The organism is Porcincola sp. LCP21S3_C12 (genome assembly GCF_052118625.1).
In the GTDB taxonomy this organism is placed as follows: domain Bacteria; phylum Bacillota; class Clostridia; order Lachnospirales; family Lachnospiraceae; genus Porcincola.
In genome coordinates, this window is the sequence record NZ_JBQKGW010000001.1 from 214078 (window position 1) to 237052 (window position 22975).

A 22975-nucleotide genomic window follows, 5' to 3' on the forward strand; every position below is an offset into this window, starting at 1 on the left:
TAATCTGCCCGCGCAAATACGCGGGCTCTGTATCAGCCTCACACATTGTAGCAAACTTTCCGGGACTTTGCTGAACTTTTTATTCAGAATCATTTTTCGCTGGATACCCTTGAATTAGCCTGTATAATTGGATGGAGATGGCTCAAGGGCCATTGCCTGAAAGGAGATTGTTCAATGGCATTTGATGGTATCACAGTTGCAAGTCTCGTCCGGGAGCTGAACGGTTCGCTTGCGGACGGTCATATATCGAGGATCGCCCAGCCGGAGCCTGACGAAATCCTGTTAAGCGTCAAGACACGCTCCGGTCTGAAGAAGGTACTGCTGTCGGCAAGTGCCTCTCTTCCCCTCCTCTATCTGACGGATCAGTCAAAGCTCAGTCCGATGACTGCACCGAACTTCTGCATGCTTCTCAGGAAGCATATCGGGTCCGGCCATATTCTGTCTGTGACACAGCCCTCCCTGGAACGGATTGTGCGTTTTGAAATTGAACATTATGACGAACTGGGCGATCTTCGAAAAAAATACCTGGTTCTGGAACTGATGGGCAAGTACTCCAATCTGATTTTTGTAGATGAGAATGAGATCATTCTGGATGCGATCCGTCACGTTTCCGCACAAACCTCCTCTCTTCGTGAGGTTCTGCCGGGGCGGCCGTACTTTGTACCGGACTCCCTTCACAAGCTGAACCCAAAAGAAACGGACGAGCGCCAGTTCTGCTCCGAGGTGTTTGCAAAGCCTCTCCCGCTTTCAAAGGCACTGTATACGGTTTACACCGGCATCAGCCCGGTGATCGCTGAGGAGCTCTGCCACAGGGCTTCGCTGGAATCAGACCAGAGCGCCCGCGAATTTCCTGAGAATGCCCGGGTTCACCTTTACCGCGTCTTCAGCGAGATGATGGAAGATGTGAAGGCAGGTTCATTTTCTCCCCGGATCATCTACGACAAGGATGGCACCCCCGTCGAATTCTCGGCGCTTCCCCTGACCATGTACGCGGACTATGAGCAGAAAAACTTTGACTCCATGTCAGCGGTCGTTGAGACCTACTATGCCGAAAAAAGCGCTGTCACCCGGATCCGCCAGAAGTCCGCGGATCTTCGGCATGTCGTCTCCACCATCCTTGAGCGTGAATCGAGAAAGCTTGCGCTGCAAAGAAAGCAGATGAAGGACACGGAAAAGCGTGAAAAGTTCCGCATCTGCGGCGAGCTTCTCAATACCTACGGATATGATGTCCCGCAGGGAGCAGGCAGCGTCACGGTTCCGAACTACTATGACGGCGGGAAGGATCTGAAGATCCAGCTCGACAGCACCCTCACGGCACAGGAGAATGCACAGCGCTATTTTGACAAGTATGCCAGGCAGAAACGGACCGCGGAAGCCCTCACCGTTCAGATTGAGCAGACGGAAAGCGAGGTCCGGCAGCTGGAGGCCATCAGCACCTTTCTCGACCAGGCGGAGACAGAGGCGGATCTGGCACAGATCCGGGAAGAGCTGGAACAGTCCGACTATGTCAGAAAGCGGACGGTAACGGGGAAAAAGAAAGGAGCCGCGCGGACAAAGAAGTCGGAGCCTTACCATTTCTGGACACCGGACGGCTATGACATCTATGTTGGGAAAAACAACCTTCAGAATGATGAGCTGACCTTCCGCTTTGCCTCAGGCGGAGACTGGTGGTTCCATGCCAAAAAGATTCCGGGCTCTCATGTCATCGTGAAAATGAGAGGAACCGAGGAGCTTCCGGATGATGTCTTTGAGATGGCTGCCGGCGCGGCTGCCTACTACTCCCAGGGACGCGGTGCAGACAAGGTCGAGATTGATTATGTAAAGAAAAAGGAAGTGAAAAAACCAGGCGGGGCAAAGCCGGGTTTTGTAGTGTACTATACAAACTATTCCATGATCGCGCGGCCTGACATCAGCAGGCTGACACTTGTAGAGTGATTTGATTTTTCATTTTCGTGCGAAACCAAACACATGCCGAATGCTTTTTCCTGTCGTCAGAGGCAAAAGCTGCCAGCCGCCTGTCCCCCTCCATGCTTCCTCAACGCATGGCTGGCGACGGGCGGCTGGCATTCTGTTTACTTATAATATTCAAAGTGAAGCTCGTACAGCTTGACGGTGTCGCCGTCCTCAATCCCAAGCTTCTCCAGCTCCTTCAGGATCCCGTTGTCCTTCAGGAAATTCTGGAAGAAGCGGAAGCCCTTCTCAGACTCCAGATTCGTGTATCCGAGCATCTTGTCGATCTTCGGTCCCTCCACATGGAAGAGATGCGGATCCTTCGCATCCTTCCAGCAGGTATATGAAAGCTTGTTCCCCGGGAGATGTTCCTCCGGAAAATATTCCTGCTCGTAGACCTTTGTCTCCTTCGGAAGCTTTCTCAGCATGGAACTGACGTAATAGATCAGGTCCTTCAGGCCTTCGCCCGTGACTGCGGAGATTGGAAAGACAGCGATACCCTTCGGCCCGAATTCATGTTTCAGGCGGCTGACGGGATCCTCCCACGCTGTCCCGTCCGGATTTTTCCCATTCTCCGGGACGGTGATCGAATCAATCTTGTTGGCTGCTATGACCTGTGGCTTTTCGCTCAATGCAACGTCATAGGCGGCCAATTCCTGATCAATCCGGTATACATCCTCGACCGGATCCCGTCCTTCTGTGGACGCCGCATCCACGACATGGATCAGAACCTTGCATCGGTCTATATGGCGCAGAAACTCATGCCCCAGTCCTGCTCCCTGGCTTGCCCCTTCAATCAGACCCGGTATATCCGCCGCGACAAACCCGCTGCCATCCTCAAGATCGACAACCCCGAGCTCCGGGTTCAGCGTCGTAAAATGATAATTCGCGATCTTTGGCCTTGCGTTGGATATGTGCGACAGGAGGGTCGACTTTCCGACATTCGGATACCCGATCAATCCCACATCCGCGATTGTCTTGAGCTCAAGCTTGATTTCGAGCTCACGTGACTCCTGCCCCGGCTGGGCATACTCGGGGGCCTGCATGGTGGAGGTGGCGTAGTGCATATTGCCATTCCCTCCGCGGCCTCCCTTCAGGATCACCTGTCTGCGGTTCTCACCGGACATATCCGCGATGACTTCCCCGGTCTCGGCAAGGCGAATGACTGTCCCTGCAGGAACCCGCAGGACCAGATCCTGGCCGTCTGCTCCGTGGCATCTCTTCTTTCCGCCCGGTTCGCCGTCGGTTGCGGAGAACTTGCGGCGGTGCCGGTAATCGATCAGGGTGTTCAGGCCATCGTCGACCACGAACACGACATCGCCGCCCTTCCCGCCGTCTCCGCCGTCCGGTCCGCCGGATGCCACAAACTTCTCACGGCGGAAGCTGACATGTCCGTCGCCGCCCTTCCCGGAGCGGACAATAATCTTTGCTCTGTCTGCAAACATACTTTTTCCTCATTCGTGCCTTCACGCCGCTGCACGACGTTTCAAACACAGAAAGGGGGATTGCGTACGCAATCCCCCCTGCATCCATCTCTGTTCAGCTGGATTTACTCTGCTGCTTCGGTCTCAGCCTTCTCGGTAACAATTGAAACCTGCTTTCTGAACTTGCCAAGTCTGGAGAACCTGACAACTCCGTCAGCCTTTGCATACAGGGTATCGTCCTTGCCGATTCCAACGTTCTCACCCGGATGAATATGGGTTCCACGCTGTCTGTAAAGGATATTGCCTGCCTTGACGAACTGTCCGTCCGCTCTCTTTGCACCAAGTCTCTTGGACTCTGAATCACGCCCGTTCTTTGTGGAACCGACTCCCTTCTTGTGCGCGAAGAACTGAAGGTTCATATTCAGCATCTCTCATTCACCTCCCGCTTCGGGAATTCCCTGATCAGGGTTTGACTTCCCGTTTCTGTATCCGGATGTAATCCGGAAAGTTCTCAGCAATCTGTTCAAGCCCAAGCAGCATCGCTCGTATCAGGAGCTGGGCATCATGGTCTTTCGAACTGCTGAGCATGACTTTCAGGTATCCGCCTTCCGGGTTTTCCTCCTCTGAAAACGTTGCCTCCGTCAGGCTCTCGATGGCATTGGCAGTGTTGATTGTCAGCACCGATACGGAATTGCAGATCAGATCATATTCTGCGTCACCTGCACCCGCATGTCCCCTGCACTCAAAGCCAAGGAAATCGTCTCCAGATTTGTATAACTGAATCCGGATCATCTTAAGCGTTGATCTTGTCGATCTTAACCTGTGTAAAGTACTGTCTGTGGCCGTTCTTCTTGTGGTATCCGGTCTTTCTCTTGTACTTGGCAACAATGACCTTCTTTGCTCTGCCAGTGGTAACAACAGAAGCCGTAACCGTTGCGCCTGCAGCATCTGCGCCTGCCTTCAGGCCATCATCTGTGCTGACAGCAAGAACCTGATCAAATGTGACAGTCTCTCCGTCTGCAGCTGCGAGCTTCTCAACTCTGATCTCGTCGCCTTCGGAAACCTTGTACTGCTTTCCGCCAGTTGCAATAATTGCGTACATTCAGGGCACCTCCCCTTTCTTCAATCTCGCCGAATATGGCGTCGTCCCCAAAACCCGGACGCACTTATGCCTCTCCGTGCGGCATACGAAATGCATCATAGCACGCCATTTCCCAACTGTCAAGACAGAAATTCAGCGTTTTCTGCACGTTCCCTGCGGCTGCTCAGCTGCCGGGACAGCGGAACCTCCACCTTTCTCCGGGTCATCTCGACAAGTCCGAGTGCTGTCAGATCTTCTACTTTCACCTGCATCGGATCCTGCGCCGCCGCCTGAGCCAGATGCCTCATCAGCTGATCGTAGGATTCCTTCTCTTCCATGTTGATAAAATCCACCAGGATCATTCCGGACAGATTTCTTAGGCGAATCTGCCTTGCGCACTCCTCTGCCGCCTCCATGTTCACCTTCAGGACGGCTTTTTCCTTATCCCGGCCATTGATCGAATGCGCGGAATTGACGTCAATTGAGACAAGGGCTTCTGTCTGCTCGATCACCAGGTTCGCGCCGCTTTTCATGTTCACCTTCCTGCAGAGTGCACGGCTCAGCTCCCGCGTCAGGGAGAAGACATTGTGCATGGAGATCATCGGATCCTGGTAAAACCGCAGCTTTTCCCTCAAATATGGTGGGAGATAGTTTTCCAGCGCTTCATACAGATTCCTGTCATCTGTCAGAATTTCCTCCAGTCTTTCCGTCTGCACCGACTCGATCCGCTTCAGCCACCGGTCAGGCTGCCGCAGCAGAACGGTGTATGCCGGACGATAGGGCGCTGTCAGAAGAAGCTGATGCATCGCAGCTGCCAGGTTCTGAAGCTCCTTCCGGATCTCTTCGTCAGGCGCGTGTTCTGCATTTGTCCGGACAATCACACCGCAGGTGCCAAGCTGCTGTCTCATCGCGTCAAGTGCCTGTCCGGAAAACAGATGCTCTCTGAGCGCCCGTCTTCTCTCCTCCGGAATCTTCCGCGAAATGCCAAGCTCCGTCCCGCTCATTTCCAGAAGCAGGTACCGTCCCGAAAGCTGCAGCTTTGTTGTCAGGGACATGCCCTTCGTGCCGAATGCCTCCCGGCTGACCTGGACAATCAGTTCATCCCCCTGCTGCACCTTGGGGGAGGAACCCTTGCGCGTATATCTCGGAGCCGCCATATCGTCGAGCGGAAGATACCCCTTGATCCCGCGTGCAACCTCAACGAAGCAGGCGCCGGTATTGGCTGCAACCCTTTCAACACGGCCGATGCAGATGTCCCCAAGCTTCAGTCCATCTGTTCTGCTGTCCGCATGGATCTCAACCGCCCGGCCATCCTCTCCAAGCAGCACAGACAATATGCGATTGCTGTATGCTTCAATCAGATACTTCATTCCCCAAACTCCATTGTGGTCCCCAGCCCGATGAGCGGGACAAAGCGGTCCGATTCTGGCCTCGCCTCGCCCAGATCTGCGTAAACCTCGTCCCGGTTGATCATAAAGCGGTAAGGATCCGGCAGAAGGCCGCTGTCCTTCGCGAATGTATCCATGACCAGGTCCGGGCGGATGTTTGTTCCAGACCCCGCTGACAGGGAAAGAAAGATATCCCCCTTCCGAAGCTCCGGCTCTTCATCGGCAATGCCGCAGACTCTTTTCGGCTCCGGTGATATGACCGCCTCATAGAGAAATGGCGCGATATCGACTTCCTTTTCCCCTTTTTTGCCCTTCTTTATGGCATAGATGGAGGGCTGCTTCACCCAGCTTCTGAAGGCCTCCTGATAAGAAGGAGCCCACTCATGCCCCGGACGGAAGCCGAGCGTATAATCCGCACGCGCAACAAGGGTCATGCCCTTGTTGCCCTTCCCGAGGGGCACCTCTCTGGCATCGAGTACATGGAGTCCCTCCGGGGCAGCCTCATTCAGCAGGCTGACAAGCTCCCTGCTGGAGTACGCACGGTTCAGGTCCACATCCACATACTCCGAGTCGCTCGTCATCCCTACACCGAGCGGGAAGGCATAGGACATCACCATGTGCGGACTGTAGCCTTCCGAAAATGTGACATCCACACTGGCTCTCCTCAGCAGCTTCTGAAAACATCTCATCATATCGAGATGTCCGATGAATTTCAAAAGTACCTGCTTGCTGTATTTAATCCTGACTCTCATACCCGGAGCACCTTCTTTCCGTCCACCTCGTCATAGCAGATGCCGCATTCATATTTCATTGCCCCGCAGGCGTTGCAGTTTTCTCTGCAGTTCGGTGTCACAATACCGTCAAGCGCCCTGTGCCATTCATCCAGCAGAAACTTCTTTGTCACGCCGCAGTCGATGAAATCCCACGGCAGAAGCTCATCCTCTGTCCGCTGCCGTTTGGTATAGAAAGCCAGATCCACTCCGGTCTTCTCCATCGCACGGACCCATCTGTCCCAGTCCCAGTATTCAGACCAGGCGTCAAACAAAGCCCCTTGCCGGTAGGCCTCCTCGATCGCAGCCCCGACTCTCCGGTCGCCCCGCGCCAGAAGTCCCTCAAGCACCGTCACGTAGGCCTCATGCCAGTTGTAGCGTATGCTCTTGTGGTTTTTCATTTCCTTCACTTCATGATTGACCGTCGATGCAAAGCCCAGATAATCACCGGGATCATACATCACCGCCCACTGGAAGGGCGTGAATGGCTTCGGAACAAAGAAGGACGTCGATATGGATATGCTGCACTTTCCATTTCGCTCTTCCTTCGGGATCTCATAGTACTCTTCGGCAATTTTTTCCGCCAGATGGGCGATATCCTTCCGGTCCTCCTCTGTCTCTGTCGGCTGGCCGAGCATGAAATAGAGCTTCACCTTGTTCCAGCCGCCTTTGAAAGCTTCCCCTGCGCCATGAAGAATATCCTCCTCCGTCAGGCCCTTGTTGATGACATTCCGAAGCCGCTGAGATCCGGCTTCCGGCGCGAAGGTCAGCGAGCTCTTGCTGACATCCTGCACCTTGCTCATCACATCAAGCGAAAACGCATCGATTCTCAGAGACGGAAGCGAGATGTTGACCTGTTTTTGCCCATACTGCCCGATCAGATAATTCACCAGCTCCGGAAGGCAGGGATAATCGCTCGTCGACAGACTGCTGAGCGAAATCTCATCCTGCCCGCTTTCTCTCAGAAGCTGATCCGCCTGTTTTTTCAGGACCCCGGCACTCTTATACCGGTTTGGCCTGTAGATCATGCCGGCCTGACAGAATCTGCACCCTCGGATGCAGCCGCGCATGACCTCCAGCACCACTCTGTCCTGCGTCACCCTCATGTAGGGGACGAGGGGTTTATCAATATATGGCGCCTCATCCAGATTCGTGACAGCCTGCTTCCGGATGCGGCGCGGAAGTCCCGGATAAGCCGGATCCGGGGAGAAGGAAGCCATCGTTCCGTCATCATGGTAGGTCGGTGTATAAAAACCAGGGGCATAGATGCCCTCGATCTGCCCTGCCCTGCATAAGAACTCACGCCGTGAAGTCCCGGCTTTTCTGCACGCCTTGTACAAGTCAAGCAGTTCGTCGTAGACCGTCTCTCCTTCCCCAATATAAAACAGGTCAAAGAAATCGGCGATTGGCTCCGGGTTATAGGCACAAGGGCCGCCTCCGATCACGATCGGCATCCCACCGAGGGGTGCATCCAGCCGCTCCTTCGCATGAAGCGGAATCCCTGCAAGATCCAGAAGCTGGAGCACATTTGTATAACAAAGCTCATACTGCAGCGTAATGCCAAGAAAATCGAACGCCTTCACCGGATCCTGTGATTCCAGCGCAAAGAGCGGGATCTTTTTCCGGCGCATGATATGATCCAGATCTGCCCATGGAGAGTAAACCCGCTCGCACCAGGTATCTGTTCTTCGGTTGAACATCGAGTACAGAATCTGGATGCCCAGGTGAGACATCCCGATCTCATAGACATCCGGAAAAGCCATACAGAAGCGGATATCGATCGTCGACTTATCCTTCCGGACGACGTTCAGCTCGTTCCCGAGATACCGTTCCGGCTTCTCAACCTGGAGAAGAATCTCCTCCGGAAGTGCCAGTTTATAGGCTGAAGTTGGTTTCTGATTCATTCAAATCTCCTGTGGTCAATTATACCCTGTTCATTTCATAAAAAAACTGCCCTGATAACCTTCACATCATATCATGGGCAGCCCTTTTTATTCAATTGATTCAAATGAAAAGCGCTGACCGCAGCAATTCCGGTGGCTTTCATCTGTAGGGAACTGTTGATAGCCTTTTATCTGTACATACTGATCCACGGAATATTTCTTGAAAGTCTTCCGAAGTCCTCTCTTCTATATTCCTCCCAGTTTCCGCTGCTCTCAACCCGGATCAGCCGATCCGCGATTGCAAGAGAATCTGACAGTCCGATGCTGAACAGCACAACCGCGATCCCTTCCTTCAGAAGTTCTTCGTTGATCTTCCAGATTTCGAACCGGTCCTGCACATCCGCCTGGTGAAACGGCTGGAATTCAATGATCACTTTTGGCCGCTGCAGGAGGAGTCTGCAGTAGAGGACTTCGTATCGTTCCCGCTTGCTCATGGACTGGATACTTTTATCCCATAAATCATGACCGAGAATTCGTTTCAGCATCTCCCGCAGGTTTCTTCTTGCCCTTCCGTCCCGCCAGATTGCCGGATACCGGTAGTCCATCGTCATCGCAACATTGTCAAAGAAGGTCAGATCCGGAAACAGGTTCTTCTCATCAGGATTGCGTGACAGAATGGCGACATCCTGGATATCTGTCCTGTTCCAGCATTTTCCCTCTACATCAATCTCTCCAGACAGCGATGCGCTGCCCTCCAGATAGGCCTTTTCTATGGTCTCATATACATGGTTATCCAGAAATTGAATGCACAGGCATTCACCCTTCCTGACCGAAAATCCGAATTGTTTCAGCGCCCGACAGCAGATGCCCGACTGGCGAAACACTTCCGGAGCATGTCCGTCCAGCACCCGGTTCTGCGTATACATTCTGACACTTTTGGAAAATTCTGCAGAATAGACTTCAAAGACCTGATTCAGTGCATCTGCCTCATCCAGCACCGACAGAATGCCACCTCCCTTCATTATGCCAATCTGCCCGCAGACCCCCTGCAGAGTTTCCAGATGAGAGCTGAGGCAGAGAAATGAAGTTCCCTTTTCAGCGTAATGCCGAATCAGTTTTCCGAATTTCTCCAGATCCCTGTCTGATAGTGCATTGTCAATGTTCTGCAGAATCACCAGTCTGCTTCCGCTGCTGATTCCCTTCAGAAGTTCAATCGCAACCTGTTCGTACGCAGACAGCTTTCCAACCGGCTGATAAAGATCGATCTGAAGACCGGATTCTTCCAGATAAGGCCTGAATGCCTCCTCCATCAGATGATCATGCAGGATCTCATAATGTTTTTCGGCCTGAAGAACAAAGATGTTGGTCAGTGTATTCTGCTCATAAATCAGAAATCCGCGTTCATCAATCCATGTGATTCGATTTCGCTTTCTGGGAAACTGTCTCCAGGAATTAACCCGCTCCCCACAGTAATAGACACAGCCATTATAGAGGACTTCGTTGAACAACAGCACGTCAACCAGTTCTTTTGCACCATAACCATCTACCAGGAGAAGGCCCATAATTTGTCCGGCTTCAACAGACAGTTCAAAATTCCGGAGATAGGTTTTCCCGTCTTTCCGGAAGGTCACATTGCTCATCCGCAGTATTTCCGTCTTCATATCAGATCTCCCGCCATGGCTGATGCATACATATTTCTTACGATAGACCCTTTACCTTCTCGATCTCTTTTTCCGAATAGACGCAAGGAAGGGTAATGTCCACATCCGTTCCATGGTTTTCGATCGAATAGACATGCATATGGTAATCCTCTCCAAAGATAAGATGAATCCGATTGCTGACATTGGCAAGCGCGATTGAACCGTTTCCCTCATCTCTTCCGATATCCGGGTCTGTATTCATGCGGTTGTTCAGCTTCTGGAGCGTTTCCTCATTCATCCCGACGCCATTGTCTGATACACGGATCAGAAGCAGACGACCGCTTCTCCTGATGATAATTCTGGATATCCCCTCCCCGAGCTTCAGTTCCGTCCCGTGGATAATGCTGTTCTCGAGAATCGGCTGCAGCGTCAGTTTTGGAATCAGGCAGCCTGACAGCTTGTCCCACTCTTCATCTTTGACAATTTCCAGCTTCAGTCTGTCCCCGAACCGGAACTGCTGAATCCGGAAGTAGGTCTCGCAGTTTTCCAGCTCTTCCTCAATGGTCACCAGATTCTCCACCTTGCTGATTGTATACCGGAAGAAGGTTGCAAGTGCCTCCGACATCTCCGCAACTGTGGTATTTCCCTCCAGCAGCGATTCACTCCGGATCCCATCCAGTGTATTGTATAAGAAATGCGGATTGATCTGGTTCTGAAGAGCCAGATACTGAATCTGTCTCTTGTTCATCATGTGATACTGCTGGGAGTGGCGGAGATCATAAGTTTTTTCCATCACTTTTCTAAAAGCCGGTGACAGCATTACCTCACCCTGCTGATTTGGCTTTTCTTCCGGGAAATACCCCTCCCCCATTCTCGTAAGCAGCCGCTGAAGCTGCCTCCATGGACTGTGAATCCAGTAATGAAAGGTCAGTAATGCAGCAGCAAGCAGAATACCTGCTGCTGCGCCCAGAAACAGACGAGCCGTGTCATTCTTTGCCGCCATTTCTGCCAGCAGGACAAAAACCAGAAAAGACGCCAGCACCAGTACTGCAAAGAAACGGATCCTCCAGCTCAGGTATCTGCTATTCTTCATGCTCATATCGCTTACCCATACAGTTTCCGGAACACGGTTGGTTTGATTCCATTCAATTTGATAAATGTCTTTGTGAAATACTTCACATCGTTGTAACCAACTCTTCCCGCAATTTCGGAGACCGGAAGACTTGTCTGCTGCAGATACCGTTTGGCTGCGTCCATCCTGACACCAATCAAATAGTGTGCAAAACCGTCTCCAGTCACTTTCTTGAACTGACTGCTGAAATAATTCGGCACAAGGCCGGCAATTTCACTGACCTCCTCCAGTGTCAGCGGCTCTGCATAATGCTCCATGATATAGCGTCGGGCCAGACGGATTGGCCGTTCATCCAGCTCCCGCTCACCCTGGCTGATCGCCCCAATCATTTTCTGATAGTATAGGCTTACAGCTGCAAATACCTCATCCACCGTGGAACTGTTTTCGAGCACCTCAAACGCACGATCCGTCAGTTCCTTCATCACAGGCAGCTGAAGCTCCTGCGATGAACGTCCAATGACAGTTTTTACTACCTGAAAATATTCCCATCCGCGTGCATTCATACATCCAGCACATCCCCGCCTCAGGCCCCGGATGGCTGCATCCATCCCGGCCAGGTCTTTCAGTTCGATCGCTCTGCCAGCTTGTTCCCAGAATCGTGTAAGAAGCGGCTGAACAGCCAGACCGGCTGAGTCCGCCTCTATCTGATACAGCCGTCCGCACCCATGCAGAATCCGGTCGCAGGCTGCCATCTGCGCATGCCGGAAGGAAGACGGAAGATCCTGCGGCATCTCACAGCGCTCTCCTGCTCCCATGGAAAAATTCCACTTTCCGAAAACATCATTCTGTGTCTGCAGGCTTGCTATGCTTCTTCGGAGGGCTGAATCCACTCTCCGCTCCTCACCATTCTTTTCCAAAATCACACCGCATAGAATGCTGCCGGATGATGCCATCGCAAGGTCAAATACAAAAGGTGCCAGTTCCGTCTTTGCCAGCCTCTGGGCTGTATCAAAAGCACCGCGCCGGATTATGTCCGTATTGCTGCACGCTTTCTCATCTGCTTTTATACAAAATACGAGGAAACGCCCCTTCCCCGCCTCAATCCGGTTTTGTTTCTTCAAAGCTGCAGAGGAATAGTCACGTACAACGCCATGAATCAGATCCAGGACCAGCGCTGCTTTCACCTTGTCCAGGTTTTCTTCATTTTCCTGCACAACCGTTCGGAGTGCCTGTTCTCTTTCATTCCTTGTCCCGATCTCTGAAGCGATCTTCCCAAGGGTATCATTCAGCTCCTGTTCATTCACAGGCTTCAGCAGATACCCGCTTACCCCCAGGCTGATTGCCTCCTGCGCATAGGAAAAATCGGCATATCCGCTGATGACGATAAAACGGAGCTCCGGATTCAGACTGCGTGCATGGGCGATCAGCTCAAGCCCGCTGATTCCCGGCATCCGGATATCTGTGATCAGGATATCTGTATGGTTCTTCGTAAGCAGGTCGATGGCTTCGGGTCCGTTTGATGCCATTCCATCGACCTGCATGCCAAGTTGTTCCCAGTGCCCCAGCATTCTGATCAGGCGGCAGATCCGATTCTCGTCGTCCGCAATTACAACGTGAAGCATGGTACATCCCCTTTAATTTAACGACGACTTTCCCTGCGCCAGTGCAACCGCTACTGACAAAGATGGATCGCAGTAAGGAACCAGAGTCGCCTGAATCGCATGATACAGATCAGGCTTTCCAGGCCATACTTTACCTGAGACGTGATTCTCACGGTCCAGCTCGTGGAACCAGGAGCCATGGACATGATCCAGCACAAATCGGTCGAGATATGCCATAAACATCGCATACCGCTCCGCATATTCTGCTTTTTCGGTCACACGATAGAGAACTGCCGACGTATTGATCGCCTCCGCCAGTACCCAGTGCATCCGCTCGTGCACCACAGGCCTCCCGTCCCAATCTGTCGTGTAGACAAGTCCCGGCGCCCCATCACTGTCCCATGCATCCGCGACAGCCCTTCCATACAGGTGCTCCGCTGCCTCCACATAGTGCGTTCTCAACTCCCTGTCTGCATCGTCCGGATACATGGAAAGTGCAAACTGTGTAATCAGCCTTGCCCACTCAATCCCATGGCCGGGTGTTGCACCGAATGGCTTGAACTGATCATCCGGATGATCCTTGTTGAAGTCCGGCTGCGGCACCCAGTCTTCAGAATAGTGCTCCGGAATTCTCCAGCTGCAATCCTTCGCCCAGCTAATTACATGATCAATAATGCTCTTAGCCCGATCATGATATTCTGTATCTTCTGTAACATCATAGGCTGCAAGAAACGCCTCTACCGAATGCATATTGGCATTGAGTCCGCGGTATGAGCTGAGTTCTGTAAATTCTGTATTCCAGTTATCATATGCCAGTCCGCTCTTTTCATCCCAGAACTTTTCCGTATAGGTATCCAGTGCAAGCCTCAACAGGTTTTCAGCTCCTGCTCCCTTTGTGCAAGCAACCCCTGATAGAGAAGAAGCGCCTGCCTTCTCTGCCAGAACAAGCGAGGAAGACGCAAGAATCGCAAAGGCATGCGTATAGCAGAGTTTTCCGGAAACCGGTGTGCCGTCTACCTTGATTCCTTCAAACCATCCACCGTTTTTCTCATCCCTTGCACCTTTTGCAAGTCCTCTCATCGCGTCAAAAGCCTGCTGCTCATACTGCTTTTTCCCAAGCAGATACCCCAGCACATAGCTGTGAGCATAGCGTGCCGTCTCGTAGGTATCCCGGCTTCTGTCTGTCCAAGGTGTTCCATCATCGCCAAGATAATAAGCTGTCCCGTCCGGAGCTGCAAATTTTTTTCCAAATTCGAGAAGCGTATCCCGGACCTTCTTCAAAAATTCTTTGTTTTCTGCTGTGTCCAGCTGATATTTTCTGTCCATGTCATCCATCTCCTGTTGATCCATTGTGTCTTTCCTCGGGGTTCCTGTCTTTCTCAGTACCTCGGCATTGCAGACTGTTTATTCAAGTATACAACAGCCATACTGATTCATCATCTGTATTTAGCCATTTAACCTCCGCATATACTGCACAACAGAAAAAGCCACCGGGCTCCCGGCAGCTTTTCCTTCTGTTTTTGCTTTGCAGTACAACCTTCAGGTTTCTCAGCCGTTCACATTGTCCTTTGTCAGAACTGTGACCCCTGTATCAACCGTCACACCGCCGAGATCCTCGCCATTCATCACCTTGATGCAGGCCTTGACGCCGAGCTTCCCCATGACATCCGGATTCTGAGCCATCGTGCATGCCAGGTAACCATCCTTGATCAGATCCTTGATCGTATCAGACTTATCGAACCCAACACCAACCAGGTCTGTATTCCCAGAAGCCTTGATTGCATTGCCAACTCCTGTGGAAGAACCTTCATTGGTTCCATAGATGCCGACAACACCCTGCGTGATGTAATTTTCTGCCTCGCTCTGTGCCTTGGAAGCATCGCCGTCGCAGTACTGTGTCTCAAGAATATTGAAATCCGTGCCGTCAAATGCATCACGGAAGCCCTGCTCACGGTCAACAGCTGTCTGTGTGGATGCATTGACATTTACGATACCAATGTCGCCTTCGGTGATGCCTTTGTCTTTCAGCGCTGCGATCATCTGCTCGCCAGCCGTCTTTCCAGCCGCTTTATTGTCGGTCGAGAACGTTGCCTCCGCATCAAGATTTGCGGGTGAGTCAACATAGACAATCTTGATTCCTGCTGCCTGTGCGTCCTTGAGCGCCCCTGTGATGGCATCCGGGCCATTTGCCGCAATCATAATGGCATCATATCCGGCTGCTGTTGCATTATTGACCATCTCAATCTGCTTTGCATCATCCTTGGTATCCGGGGACATAAAGTCAACTGTGACACCGTCAGCCTTTGCTTCCTCCTGAGCGCCGTTATTCATGTTGACCCAGTGCTGGTCGATGGAATCCATCGTAATCAGTGCAAACTTGTACGCCTTGTCCGGCGTCACCTTCTCCGCAAGAAGTTCCTCTGCCGTCGGAGCAGATCCGGAAGCTTCCGTGGAAGCCTCTGTCTGGCTCTCTGCGAAGGCCGGTGCCGCAGCCAAAAGAGACCCAGCCATAGCTGCTGTGCAAAGAATGGAGATAAGTTTTTTGTTCATAGTTGATTCCTCCCTGTTTTGGAATGCTTTGAAATACTTACCCACCCTCCGGGAGCCCGGAAGGTGATGTTCACCGCCTAAAATTCAGTTCTTTTTCCTGTTTCTCAGAAGAATATCCGCAAGGACTGCCAGAACAACGATCACACCAATGACGATTCTCTGAATTCCGACCTGCGCATGGACCATGTTCAGCCCATTTTCAAGAACCTGCCAGACACCTGCTCCGGCAAATGTTCCAAGCAGAAGGCCCGAACCTCCGAGAGGAGAAACCCCTCCGATGACCCCTGCTGCAACACCGTACATTTCGTACATATTTCCCGCTTCCATATTGCCCATGCTTGCCTGCGCACAGAGAATCACACCGACGACTGTTGCACAGAACGCACTCACAAGGTATGTGATGGTCGTTGTCTTGTTGACATCAACCCCTGCAAGTCTTGCAGCATCAACATTGGAACCAACTGCGTAGATATGTCTGCCTGTCCGCGTCTTTGAAAGGACGAAAAAGAATACGATGAATAGAATCAACGCGATCCAGAAGGTGTTGTAGATACCAAGAAACTTTCCATAATAGAACAGGTTCTGAAAATGATCTGCCACCGGCTTGGAAAGCGCACTGTTGATGCTGTCCGTATTCCGGTTGTTATTCACGATATAGCCGACACCTCTTGCAACAAACATCGTTCCAAGCGTTGCGATGAAAGGCGGAAGCTTGAACTTTCCGACGAGGAACCCGTTAATGACTCCGATCAGAAGCCCGCATGCCAGTGCAACCAGAATTGCCAGTGCCGGATGCACTCCCATCGTCATCAGCTTTGCCACCAGCATCGTACTCATTGCAACGACTGACCCGATCGACAGGTCGATGTTCCCTGTGATCATGACATAGCTCTGTCCGATTCCGACCAGAAGGTACTTGGACATCGACCTGAGCACATTCAGGAAGTTCATCAGGGAAAACACCTTGGTGTTGATGATTCCGAAAACAATATAGATGACAATCAACCCTGCAAAAGCTGTCAGAGCGTTCCTCATTCCTTTGATTTCAAAGAAACGCTTCCATGAACTTCTCTTCTTCATTCCGTTCCTCCTCACTGTTTTGCCTGAAAGCTGGTCGCGTATTTCAGGATCAGATCCTGAGTTGCTTCTTCCCTGGAAAGCTCTCCTGTAATCTGCCCGTCACACATCACCAGAATTCTGTCCGCAATTCCCAAAACCTCCGGCATCTCGGAGGAAGCAAACATGACTGCAATTCCCTGCTGTTTGAGCTTGTTCATCAGGTTATAGATCTCCACCTTTGCACCAACATCAATTCCCCTTGTTGGTTCGTCAAACATGACAACCCTTGAGTCTCTTACCAGCCATTTGCCGACAACCACCTTCTGCTGATTTCCTCCTGAAAGCGTATCGGCATTCACATTCTCGTTCGGTGTCTTGATGGAGAGATCTTTAATCGCCCTGGCGCACATTTCCTCCTCCTTTGAGGAAGAGAGAACACCGCTCTTTCCACCAATGATGTCAAGATTTGGAAGTGCAATGTTTTCACGGATACTTAACTTCACACACAGTCCGTCTTTCCGTCTGTCTTCCGGGGCAAGGACAATTCCCGCCTTGATCGCGTCTTCCGGCTTTCTGATTCGAATCTGCTTTCCATCCAGGAAAAACTCTCCGCTCTCTCTCGGGTCAACACCAAATATGGCTCTTGTCGTCTCCGTCCTTCCGGCTCCCATCAGTCCTGCGAATCCGACAATCTCCCCCTCATAGAGAGAAAAGTTGATGTCCCGCACCTGACGGCCTGCATTGAGATTGCGAACCTCGAATATTTTCCTGCCTCGTTTGCAGGTAACTCTCGGAAACTTGTCCTTGATCTCCCGTCCAACCATATTCCGGATAATTTCATCCATTGAAAAATCACTGAATTTCCCGGAGGTGATATACTTTCCATCCCTCATAATGGTGACCCGGTCTGCAATTCTCGGAAGCTCCTCCAGTCTGTGGGAGATGTAGATAATGCCCTTTCCTTCGTCCCTGAACTTTCGGATAATGCGGAACAGGTTCTCAATCTCCCGCGAAGTCAGTGCAGAAGTCGGTTCATCCATCACAAGGATCTTTGCATTGGTTGAAAGCGCTGTCGCAATCTCTACCATCTGCTGTTTGGAAACAGGCAGATTTCTCACCACCTCTGTCGGCTCAATGTCGGCATCCAGCTCATCGAGATATTTTCTCGCGATTTCGTTCATCTGCGCGTTCTGAAGGACAACACCCTTGTATAATTCTCTGCCAAGGAACATATTCTCTGCGACCGTCAGATCATTGCACATATTCATTTCCTGATGGATAATCGCGACGCCTGCGTCCCGGGCACTGTTCGGGTTCAGTGATTCCACCTGTTTCCCGAAGATCTCCATCGTCCCGCTGTCTTTCGTGTAAACCCCACTCAGGATCTTCATCAGTGTTGACTTTCCAGCGCCATTTTCTCCAAGCAGAGCAAGCACTTCTCCTGACCGAAGTTCCAGACTGACGTCGTCAAGTGCCTTGACCCCGGGGAACGACTTGCAGATATGTTCCATACGCACAATTACATCACTCATATTCCTCCATCTCCGTCATGTTTCTTGTACTAATGAATGTTTCTGTATTCTTGAACTGTTATTTCAACCACTGTCACAAGTATATTTCGACGTGCATTGTGCATAAAGTACATATACTTCAGAAAAAGGGGGATTTTTTTCAGGTTTGCTTCAATCAAAACGCCATGGCACGTTTCCGTTACAGCTTTCACCTGTGTGCACATTGATTTTCCTAGGTATATATACCCCTGTTCTGTTCATGCGTGATGGCTTCTTACGATGTGATCATGCTATAATGGCGCAAAAGGAGGAAACGAAGATGTCAGAATTTGAACACGTTACGCCGGAGGAAGCCGGGATCGACTCTTCCGCGATTGAAACCTTCCTTCGGGAAGAAAAGAAAGCCGGCGTGGAACTTCACAGCTTTATGATTGTCAGAGACGGAAAAATCGCCGCCGAAGGCTGGGCTTCTCCATATAAAAAAGACCTGCGGCATCCGATGTACTCATTCTCAAAGACACTGACTGCAGCCGCAGTCGGCTTTGCAGTTCAGGAGGGGATCCTGTCACTTGATGACAAGCTGACCGATCTGTTTCCGGAATACTGCCCTCCTGTCATTTCCGACTATCTTGCAAAGGCTGATCTGCGCAGTCTCCTGACAATGAGCTGCGGTCACAAAAGCGAGATGACCATGGCAGAGGCAGAACGCTTTGACGGAAACTGGATTCGCGCATTTCTCGCGCATCCCTTCCACTTCGCTCCAGGGACGATGTTTCAGTACAACACCTGGGGAACCGATCTTGCGGCAGCAGCCCTCCAGAAGAAATCTGGTCAGACACTGATTGAATACCTGACACCCAGGCTTTTTGAACCCCTCGGCATCACAGACGCCGACTGCGCTTCGAGAAACATGGGGGATGATTTCACAAAAACCGTGCAGGGCGGCGGCTGGGGCATGAAGCTGACCACGCTCGACATGGCAAAGTTCATCTGGTTTCTGGAACAGGACGGGGTCTGGGACGGAAAGCGTCTGCTCAATCATGACTATATTGCGCAGATGTCCGCCCGCCAGATTGAAACCGACAATGCGATTTACAACAATGGGGACATCGCATCGAACTGGCTGAAGGGCTACGGTTTTCAGAACTGGCAGTGCGACGTCCCCGGAATCTGGCGTGCCGACGGGGCGTTCGGACAGTTTGGTCTGGTCATTCCGCAGAAAAATGCGGTTATTGTGCTGACCTCCTGCGCGCTGAACACAGAAGCAGAGTTGAATATTGTCTTTGATACGCTGCTCCCTGCCATAAAGGGGGATGGTGCGGCTGAACCTCTTCCGGAGAATCCGGCATCGCTTTCCTCCCTTCGCTCTTATCTGGAAGGCTGGGAGCTTCCTGTCCTCTGGGGCATACGGGCACCTCTGCTTGAGAAACAATACGGAAAAATCCGTTATGCTGCAGATTCCGATGCATATCCTTCTGTCGAGGACTTTATTGCAGGCCCCGGATACTTTGAAAAAGATGGCCTTTCGGTGAAAGCCGTCACCTTCCGGTTCGAGGACAATGTCGCCTATCTTGACTTTGAGCTCAACAAAAAGGCCGGACATGCAGCACCGGCTTTCGCATTTGATCCATTCAGTCCTGCCGGCCGCACGGTCCCGAAGGGTAATGAACATCTGATCTGCCATGATGATGATCCGGCTGATGCGGTCACACAGACACTCGCAGTCGGAATGGATGGAAAAGTGCGTACAAGCCATCTGACGCGTTATCACTTCACGGCATCTGGTACCTTCACCAGTCCGTCAACCTTTGACATCAATGTCCGGAACACGGAGATGATCGAATCGGTCAATATCCGTGCAACCTTCTTCCGCGGCATGCTGAATCTCGAGGCCGTAGGGTCGATTCCGGAAAACAGCAGTCTGACCATTCGTGACATCTCCGGAATGCACTTCAGCGCCCAGAGCTGATCGGCACATCGTCCGGTATCGCCGCCATCATAAAAACCGGGAGCCTGGATCTCTCCAGGCTCCCGGTTTTTCATGTACTGTCTCAGGCCTCTTTCGAAAGCAGCGACCTCCAGAAGTCTTCCCGCCGGAGCATATAGGCGGGAACATCCATTCCGTAAACCCTCTGCAGCAGCTTCCGGCTCAGCACTTGATCTCCTGGTCCTGCCGCGAGCACTCTCCCATCCTGCAAAAGGACCAGGTCATCTGAAAGATCCAGGGCCAGTGAAAGATCGTGGCAGACGCTGATCAGTGTGTTGGGAACAATCCTGCCGTCCGGCAGCGTCGTTTTTCGCTTTTTCCAGCGGATCAACAGCTCTGCGAGCTCTGCCTGGTATTGCAGATCCAGGCTGCTGGCAGGTTCATCCAGCAGCAGAATCGGTGTTTCCTGAGCGAGCGCCCGGGCAAAGAATACACGCTGAAGCTGCCCGCCGGACAGCTCGGTTATCGGACGGTCTGCAAGCTCCTGAAGGCCTGCCTCTTCCAGACTCTTCTGTACCACCACCCGGTCCCTCATGCCGCTCTTTCCTCTTGCGTACCGCGCCATCTCCACGGTTTTCCTCACCGAATAGGCAAAACCTGTCGGAAAGAACTGACTCATCAGCGCACAGCAGCAGGCGATCTCCCGGCGTTTCTTTCCGGCAAGCGGTTCTCCTAACATCCGGATCTCCCCTTCTGATGGGATGATTCCCGCAAGCGCACGGAGAAGGGTGCTTTTCCCGGCACCGTTCGGGCCGATAATCCCGAGAGCGCTTCCTGCAGGGATCACAAGGTTCACATCCCGCAGTACCATTTTCCCGGGATCCTTTGGCCGCTTCTTCCCATAAAAGGCACAGAGATTCCGGACTTCGAAAGCCGCATTCATGTCAGCCCCGGCAGGCCGGACTTTCGTTGTCTTATCCATTCTTTCCTCCCTGCACATAGAGCCAGATAAAAAAAGGTGTGCCTGCCAGAGCAGTCACTGCCCCGACCGGAATCTCCCTGGGCGCAAGAAGCGACCGTGAGAGCATGTCGCACAGAGCAAGGAACGCTCCGCCAAAAAGAAAGGACAACGGAAGCACCTTCTGATTCTCGGTTCCGAAAACCCTGCGCACTGCGTGAGGCGCCACAAGGTCTACAAAACCGATGGTTCCGGTAAAGCAAACCACAGCTCCCGTTAGAAGCGTGGAGAGGACAAGCGCAAAAAGCTTTCCCCCTTTTACACTCACGCCCAGAGAGAGTGCATGCTCATCCCCGAAGGACAGGATATCCAGTTCCCTTGCATGGAGGACAAGAAGAATCAGGCCTGACAGACAGACAGGGGCCAGTATTTCCACATGATACCATCTCATTCCCGAGAAGGATCCCATCTGCCAGAGAATCAGCTGCTGCAGCCGATTTCCCGCAAACGAGGAGAGCAGCGTCAGGAGCGCATTCACAAACAGAGATACCGACATTCCCATCAGAATCACCGTGTGTGTCTGCAGAGAACTGCTGATGCCGGAGGAAATGAAAAGAACCGCCGCGATCACAAGAAACCCCATGCCAAAAGCGGTAACCGGCAGCAGGAACGTTCCCAGTACCGGCAGTGAGATCCCGGACGCAATCACGATTGCCGCGCCGAGAGAAGCCCCGCTGGAAACTCCAAGTGTGTAGGAAGACGCCAGGGGGTTCTGCAGGATGGTCTGCATCACTGCCCCCGAGAGGGACAGCGCACCACCCGAAAGAAAGGCCATCGCCACCCGCGGCATACGAATATCCCAGAGGATCGAGACCAGAGAAGGATTCATGTCTGAAAAATCCCCTCTTCCTGTCAGCTTTCCCCAGATAATCCGCAGGCAATCCGCAGGCGTGATGGCAACACTTCCTACGCCCACACACAGGGAAAACACACAGATGAGGAATGCGGCAATCCCTGTGACCGTGACCGCCGCGCTCTGTCCTCTCCTCCCCTTTTCTGTCAGCCTGCGCTCACTGTGCAAAAGGATCCTCCATCCCGGCATATGCCTCCGGGTAGATGTCCTTTGCCATATCGATCATCGCACTCACAACATGGTGATTCGGCTGATTCAGCAGATTGGCGTCAATATAATAGACATCCTTGTTCTTAACTGCGGTGACATTCTCCCAGCCGGTCAGCGAGAGAAGCGTATTGACGACATCCTTTGTGTAATTATCTGTTGTCAGAATGACATCCGGGTTCATGGCAATTGCAGCCTCCTCGGAGATGGACGGCCAGGCATCCTTCTGATCCGCCGTCAGGCTTTCCGCTCCGATATCGGTGATGGCCTCTGTGATGTAGGTATCCTTTCCGGCGGAGTAAATCGACGGAGAATCTGATGTCGGTGTGGAGATCTCGTAGAGAACAGACTTCTTCTCCTCCTTCGGAATGCCATCGCCAATCTTTTTGATGTCGGACACAGCAGATGAATAGTCGCGATTGATCGCTTCTGCCTTGTCCTGTGTGCCGGTGCAGTCCCCAACAAATGTGATGGTTTCCCCGATTTCGTCAAGCGAAGAGGCACTTGGGATGTCCGCGGTGCAGATGCCTGCTGCCCGGACTGCGGCATAGACATCATCACCACCCGAGCTGCTCATCCCTGTCGTAAACACAATGTCAGGCTTCAGGGCCACGATCGACTCATTGTCAGGATGCATCATATCGTAGGCAGGCAGGTCTGCAGGCAGCTCATCACCATAGTACTGCTCGGAATAGGTATCCACACCGACCAGCTTGTCGGAAATCCCCAGATCGATCAAAAGCCTCGTGACAGAAGGCGCCATTGATACAATCTTGCCGACTTCTTCCGGCACCGTGATATCATTTCCCGCAGGATCCTTTGAAGGGAGTACGGTATCTGCCTTTGCAGCTTCCGTTTCAGCAGCCCCCGCTGCCACAGCCTCCGTATTCTCCGTCTGCCTCGGACTTGCCTCGCAGCACATTGCGGCGGCTGCCATCATCATCGCCGATAAAGCAAATACAGACCATTTCTTTTTCATAAATCTCCTTTCCTGTCCGTGTCAGGACATAAAAAACCACCCGACGGGAACGAACGTCCCCG

At 52.2% G+C, this 22975-nt stretch carries 19 protein-coding genes; 2 read left to right on the plus strand and 17 right to left on the minus strand.

The features are described from left to right. Positions 1–174 precede the first annotated feature (174 nt). Positions 175–1935, plus strand: a complete 1761-nt coding sequence (locus ACTQ1N_RS00845; protein WP_441953702.1) for an Rqc2 family fibronectin-binding protein — start codon at positions 175–177, stop codon at positions 1933–1935. Between the two features lie 137 nt (positions 1936–2072). Here the strand turns inward: ACTQ1N_RS00845 and obgE are convergent, their stop codons facing one another. From obgE to ACTQ1N_RS00915, 14 genes are all read right to left on the minus strand, one after another. Then, entirely contained in the window at positions 2073–3395 is a 1323-nt protein-coding gene (gene obgE / locus ACTQ1N_RS00850; protein ID WP_441953704.1) for a GTPase ObgE, read from the minus strand. A 104-nt stretch (positions 3396–3499) separates the two neighbouring features. Continuing rightward, positions 3500–3802 carry a 50S ribosomal protein L27 gene (rpmA, locus tag ACTQ1N_RS00855; protein WP_154524894.1) on the minus strand — a complete coding sequence of 101 codons (303 nt, stop codon included), beginning with the start codon at positions 3800–3802 and terminating at the stop codon, positions 3500–3502. A gap of 34 nt (positions 3803–3836) precedes the next feature. Further along, positions 3837–4166: a ribosomal-processing cysteine protease Prp gene (locus ACTQ1N_RS00860; RefSeq protein ID WP_441953706.1), complete on the minus strand. Its 330-nt coding sequence runs from the start codon at positions 4164–4166 to the stop codon at positions 3837–3839. 1 nt (position 4167) lies between these two features. Beyond that, on the minus strand, positions 4168–4476 hold the full coding sequence (gene rplU, locus ACTQ1N_RS00865) for a 50S ribosomal protein L21 (RefSeq protein WP_441953708.1): 309 nt from the start codon (positions 4474–4476) through the stop codon (positions 4168–4170). 119 nt (positions 4477–4595) lie between these two features. Further along, positions 4596–5825: a ribonuclease E/G gene (locus ACTQ1N_RS00870; protein WP_441953710.1), complete on the minus strand. Its 1230-nt coding sequence runs from the start codon at positions 5823–5825 to the stop codon at positions 4596–4598. Further along, entirely contained in the window at positions 5822–6595 is a 774-nt protein-coding gene (locus tag ACTQ1N_RS00875; protein ID WP_441953712.1) for a TIGR03936 family radical SAM-associated protein, read from the minus strand. The genes ACTQ1N_RS00870 and ACTQ1N_RS00875 overlap by 4 nt, the downstream gene beginning before the upstream one ends. Continuing rightward, positions 6592–8517, minus strand: a complete 1926-nt coding sequence (locus ACTQ1N_RS00880) for a TIGR03960 family B12-binding radical SAM protein (protein WP_441953714.1) — start codon at positions 8515–8517, stop codon at positions 6592–6594. The genes ACTQ1N_RS00875 and ACTQ1N_RS00880 overlap by 4 nt, the downstream gene beginning before the upstream one ends. A 167-nt stretch (positions 8518–8684) precedes the next feature. Further along, positions 8685–10157 carry a hypothetical protein gene (locus ACTQ1N_RS00885; protein WP_441953716.1) on the minus strand — a complete coding sequence of 491 codons (1473 nt, stop codon included), beginning with the start codon at positions 10155–10157 and terminating at the stop codon, positions 8685–8687. 37 nt (positions 10158–10194) lie between these two features. Further along, the gene (locus ACTQ1N_RS00890; RefSeq protein WP_441953718.1) at positions 10195–11229 is read right to left on the minus strand and encodes a sensor histidine kinase; all 1035 of its coding nucleotides are present in this window, start codon (positions 11227–11229) and stop codon (positions 10195–10197) included. A gap of 11 nt (positions 11230–11240) precedes the next feature. Continuing rightward, positions 11241–12830, minus strand: a complete 1590-nt coding sequence (locus ACTQ1N_RS00895; RefSeq protein ID WP_441953720.1) for a response regulator transcription factor — start codon at positions 12828–12830, stop codon at positions 11241–11243. Positions 12831–12842: 12 nt separating this feature from the next. Then, positions 12843–14135, minus strand: coding sequence for an AGE family epimerase/isomerase (locus tag ACTQ1N_RS00900; RefSeq protein WP_441953722.1), 1293 nt, complete (start codon positions 14133–14135; stop codon positions 12843–12845). A gap of 222 nt (positions 14136–14357) precedes the next feature. Next, complete coding sequence (locus ACTQ1N_RS00905) at positions 14358–15359, minus strand: ABC transporter substrate-binding protein (protein WP_441953724.1); 1002 nt, start codon at positions 15357–15359, stop codon at positions 14358–14360. 84 nt (positions 15360–15443) lie between these two features. After that, positions 15444–16439, minus strand: a complete 996-nt coding sequence (locus ACTQ1N_RS00910; RefSeq protein ID WP_441953726.1) for an ABC transporter permease — start codon at positions 16437–16439, stop codon at positions 15444–15446. An 11-nt stretch (positions 16440–16450) separates the two neighbouring features. Then, positions 16451–17950, minus strand: a complete 1500-nt coding sequence (locus tag ACTQ1N_RS00915) for a sugar ABC transporter ATP-binding protein (protein ID WP_441953728.1) — start codon at positions 17948–17950, stop codon at positions 16451–16453. A 298-nt stretch (positions 17951–18248) separates the two neighbouring features. Here ACTQ1N_RS00915 and ACTQ1N_RS00920 point away from each other — a divergent pair, with 298 nt between their 5' ends. Beyond that, a complete protein-coding gene (locus ACTQ1N_RS00920) occupies positions 18249–19898 on the plus strand; it encodes a serine hydrolase domain-containing protein (protein ID WP_441953730.1) in 1650 nt (549 codons plus the stop codon). An 82-nt stretch (positions 19899–19980) separates the two neighbouring features. Here ACTQ1N_RS00920 and ACTQ1N_RS00925 read toward each other — a convergent pair whose 3' ends face one another. From ACTQ1N_RS00925 to ACTQ1N_RS00935, 3 genes are read right to left on the minus strand one after another with little or no spacing between them, the layout of a single operon-like run. Then, positions 19981–20838 carry an ABC transporter ATP-binding protein gene (locus ACTQ1N_RS00925; protein WP_441953732.1) on the minus strand — a complete coding sequence of 286 codons (858 nt, stop codon included), beginning with the start codon at positions 20836–20838 and terminating at the stop codon, positions 19981–19983. Next, positions 20831–21895, minus strand: a complete 1065-nt coding sequence (locus tag ACTQ1N_RS00930) for a FecCD family ABC transporter permease (protein WP_441953734.1) — start codon at positions 21893–21895, stop codon at positions 20831–20833. Before ACTQ1N_RS00930 ends, ACTQ1N_RS00925 begins: the two co-directional genes overlap by 8 nt. Then, a complete protein-coding gene (locus ACTQ1N_RS00935) occupies positions 21885–22913 on the minus strand; it encodes an ABC transporter substrate-binding protein (RefSeq protein ID WP_441953736.1) in 1029 nt (342 codons plus the stop codon). The genes ACTQ1N_RS00930 and ACTQ1N_RS00935 overlap by 11 nt, the downstream gene beginning before the upstream one ends. Between the last annotated feature and the right edge of the window lie 62 nt (positions 22914–22975).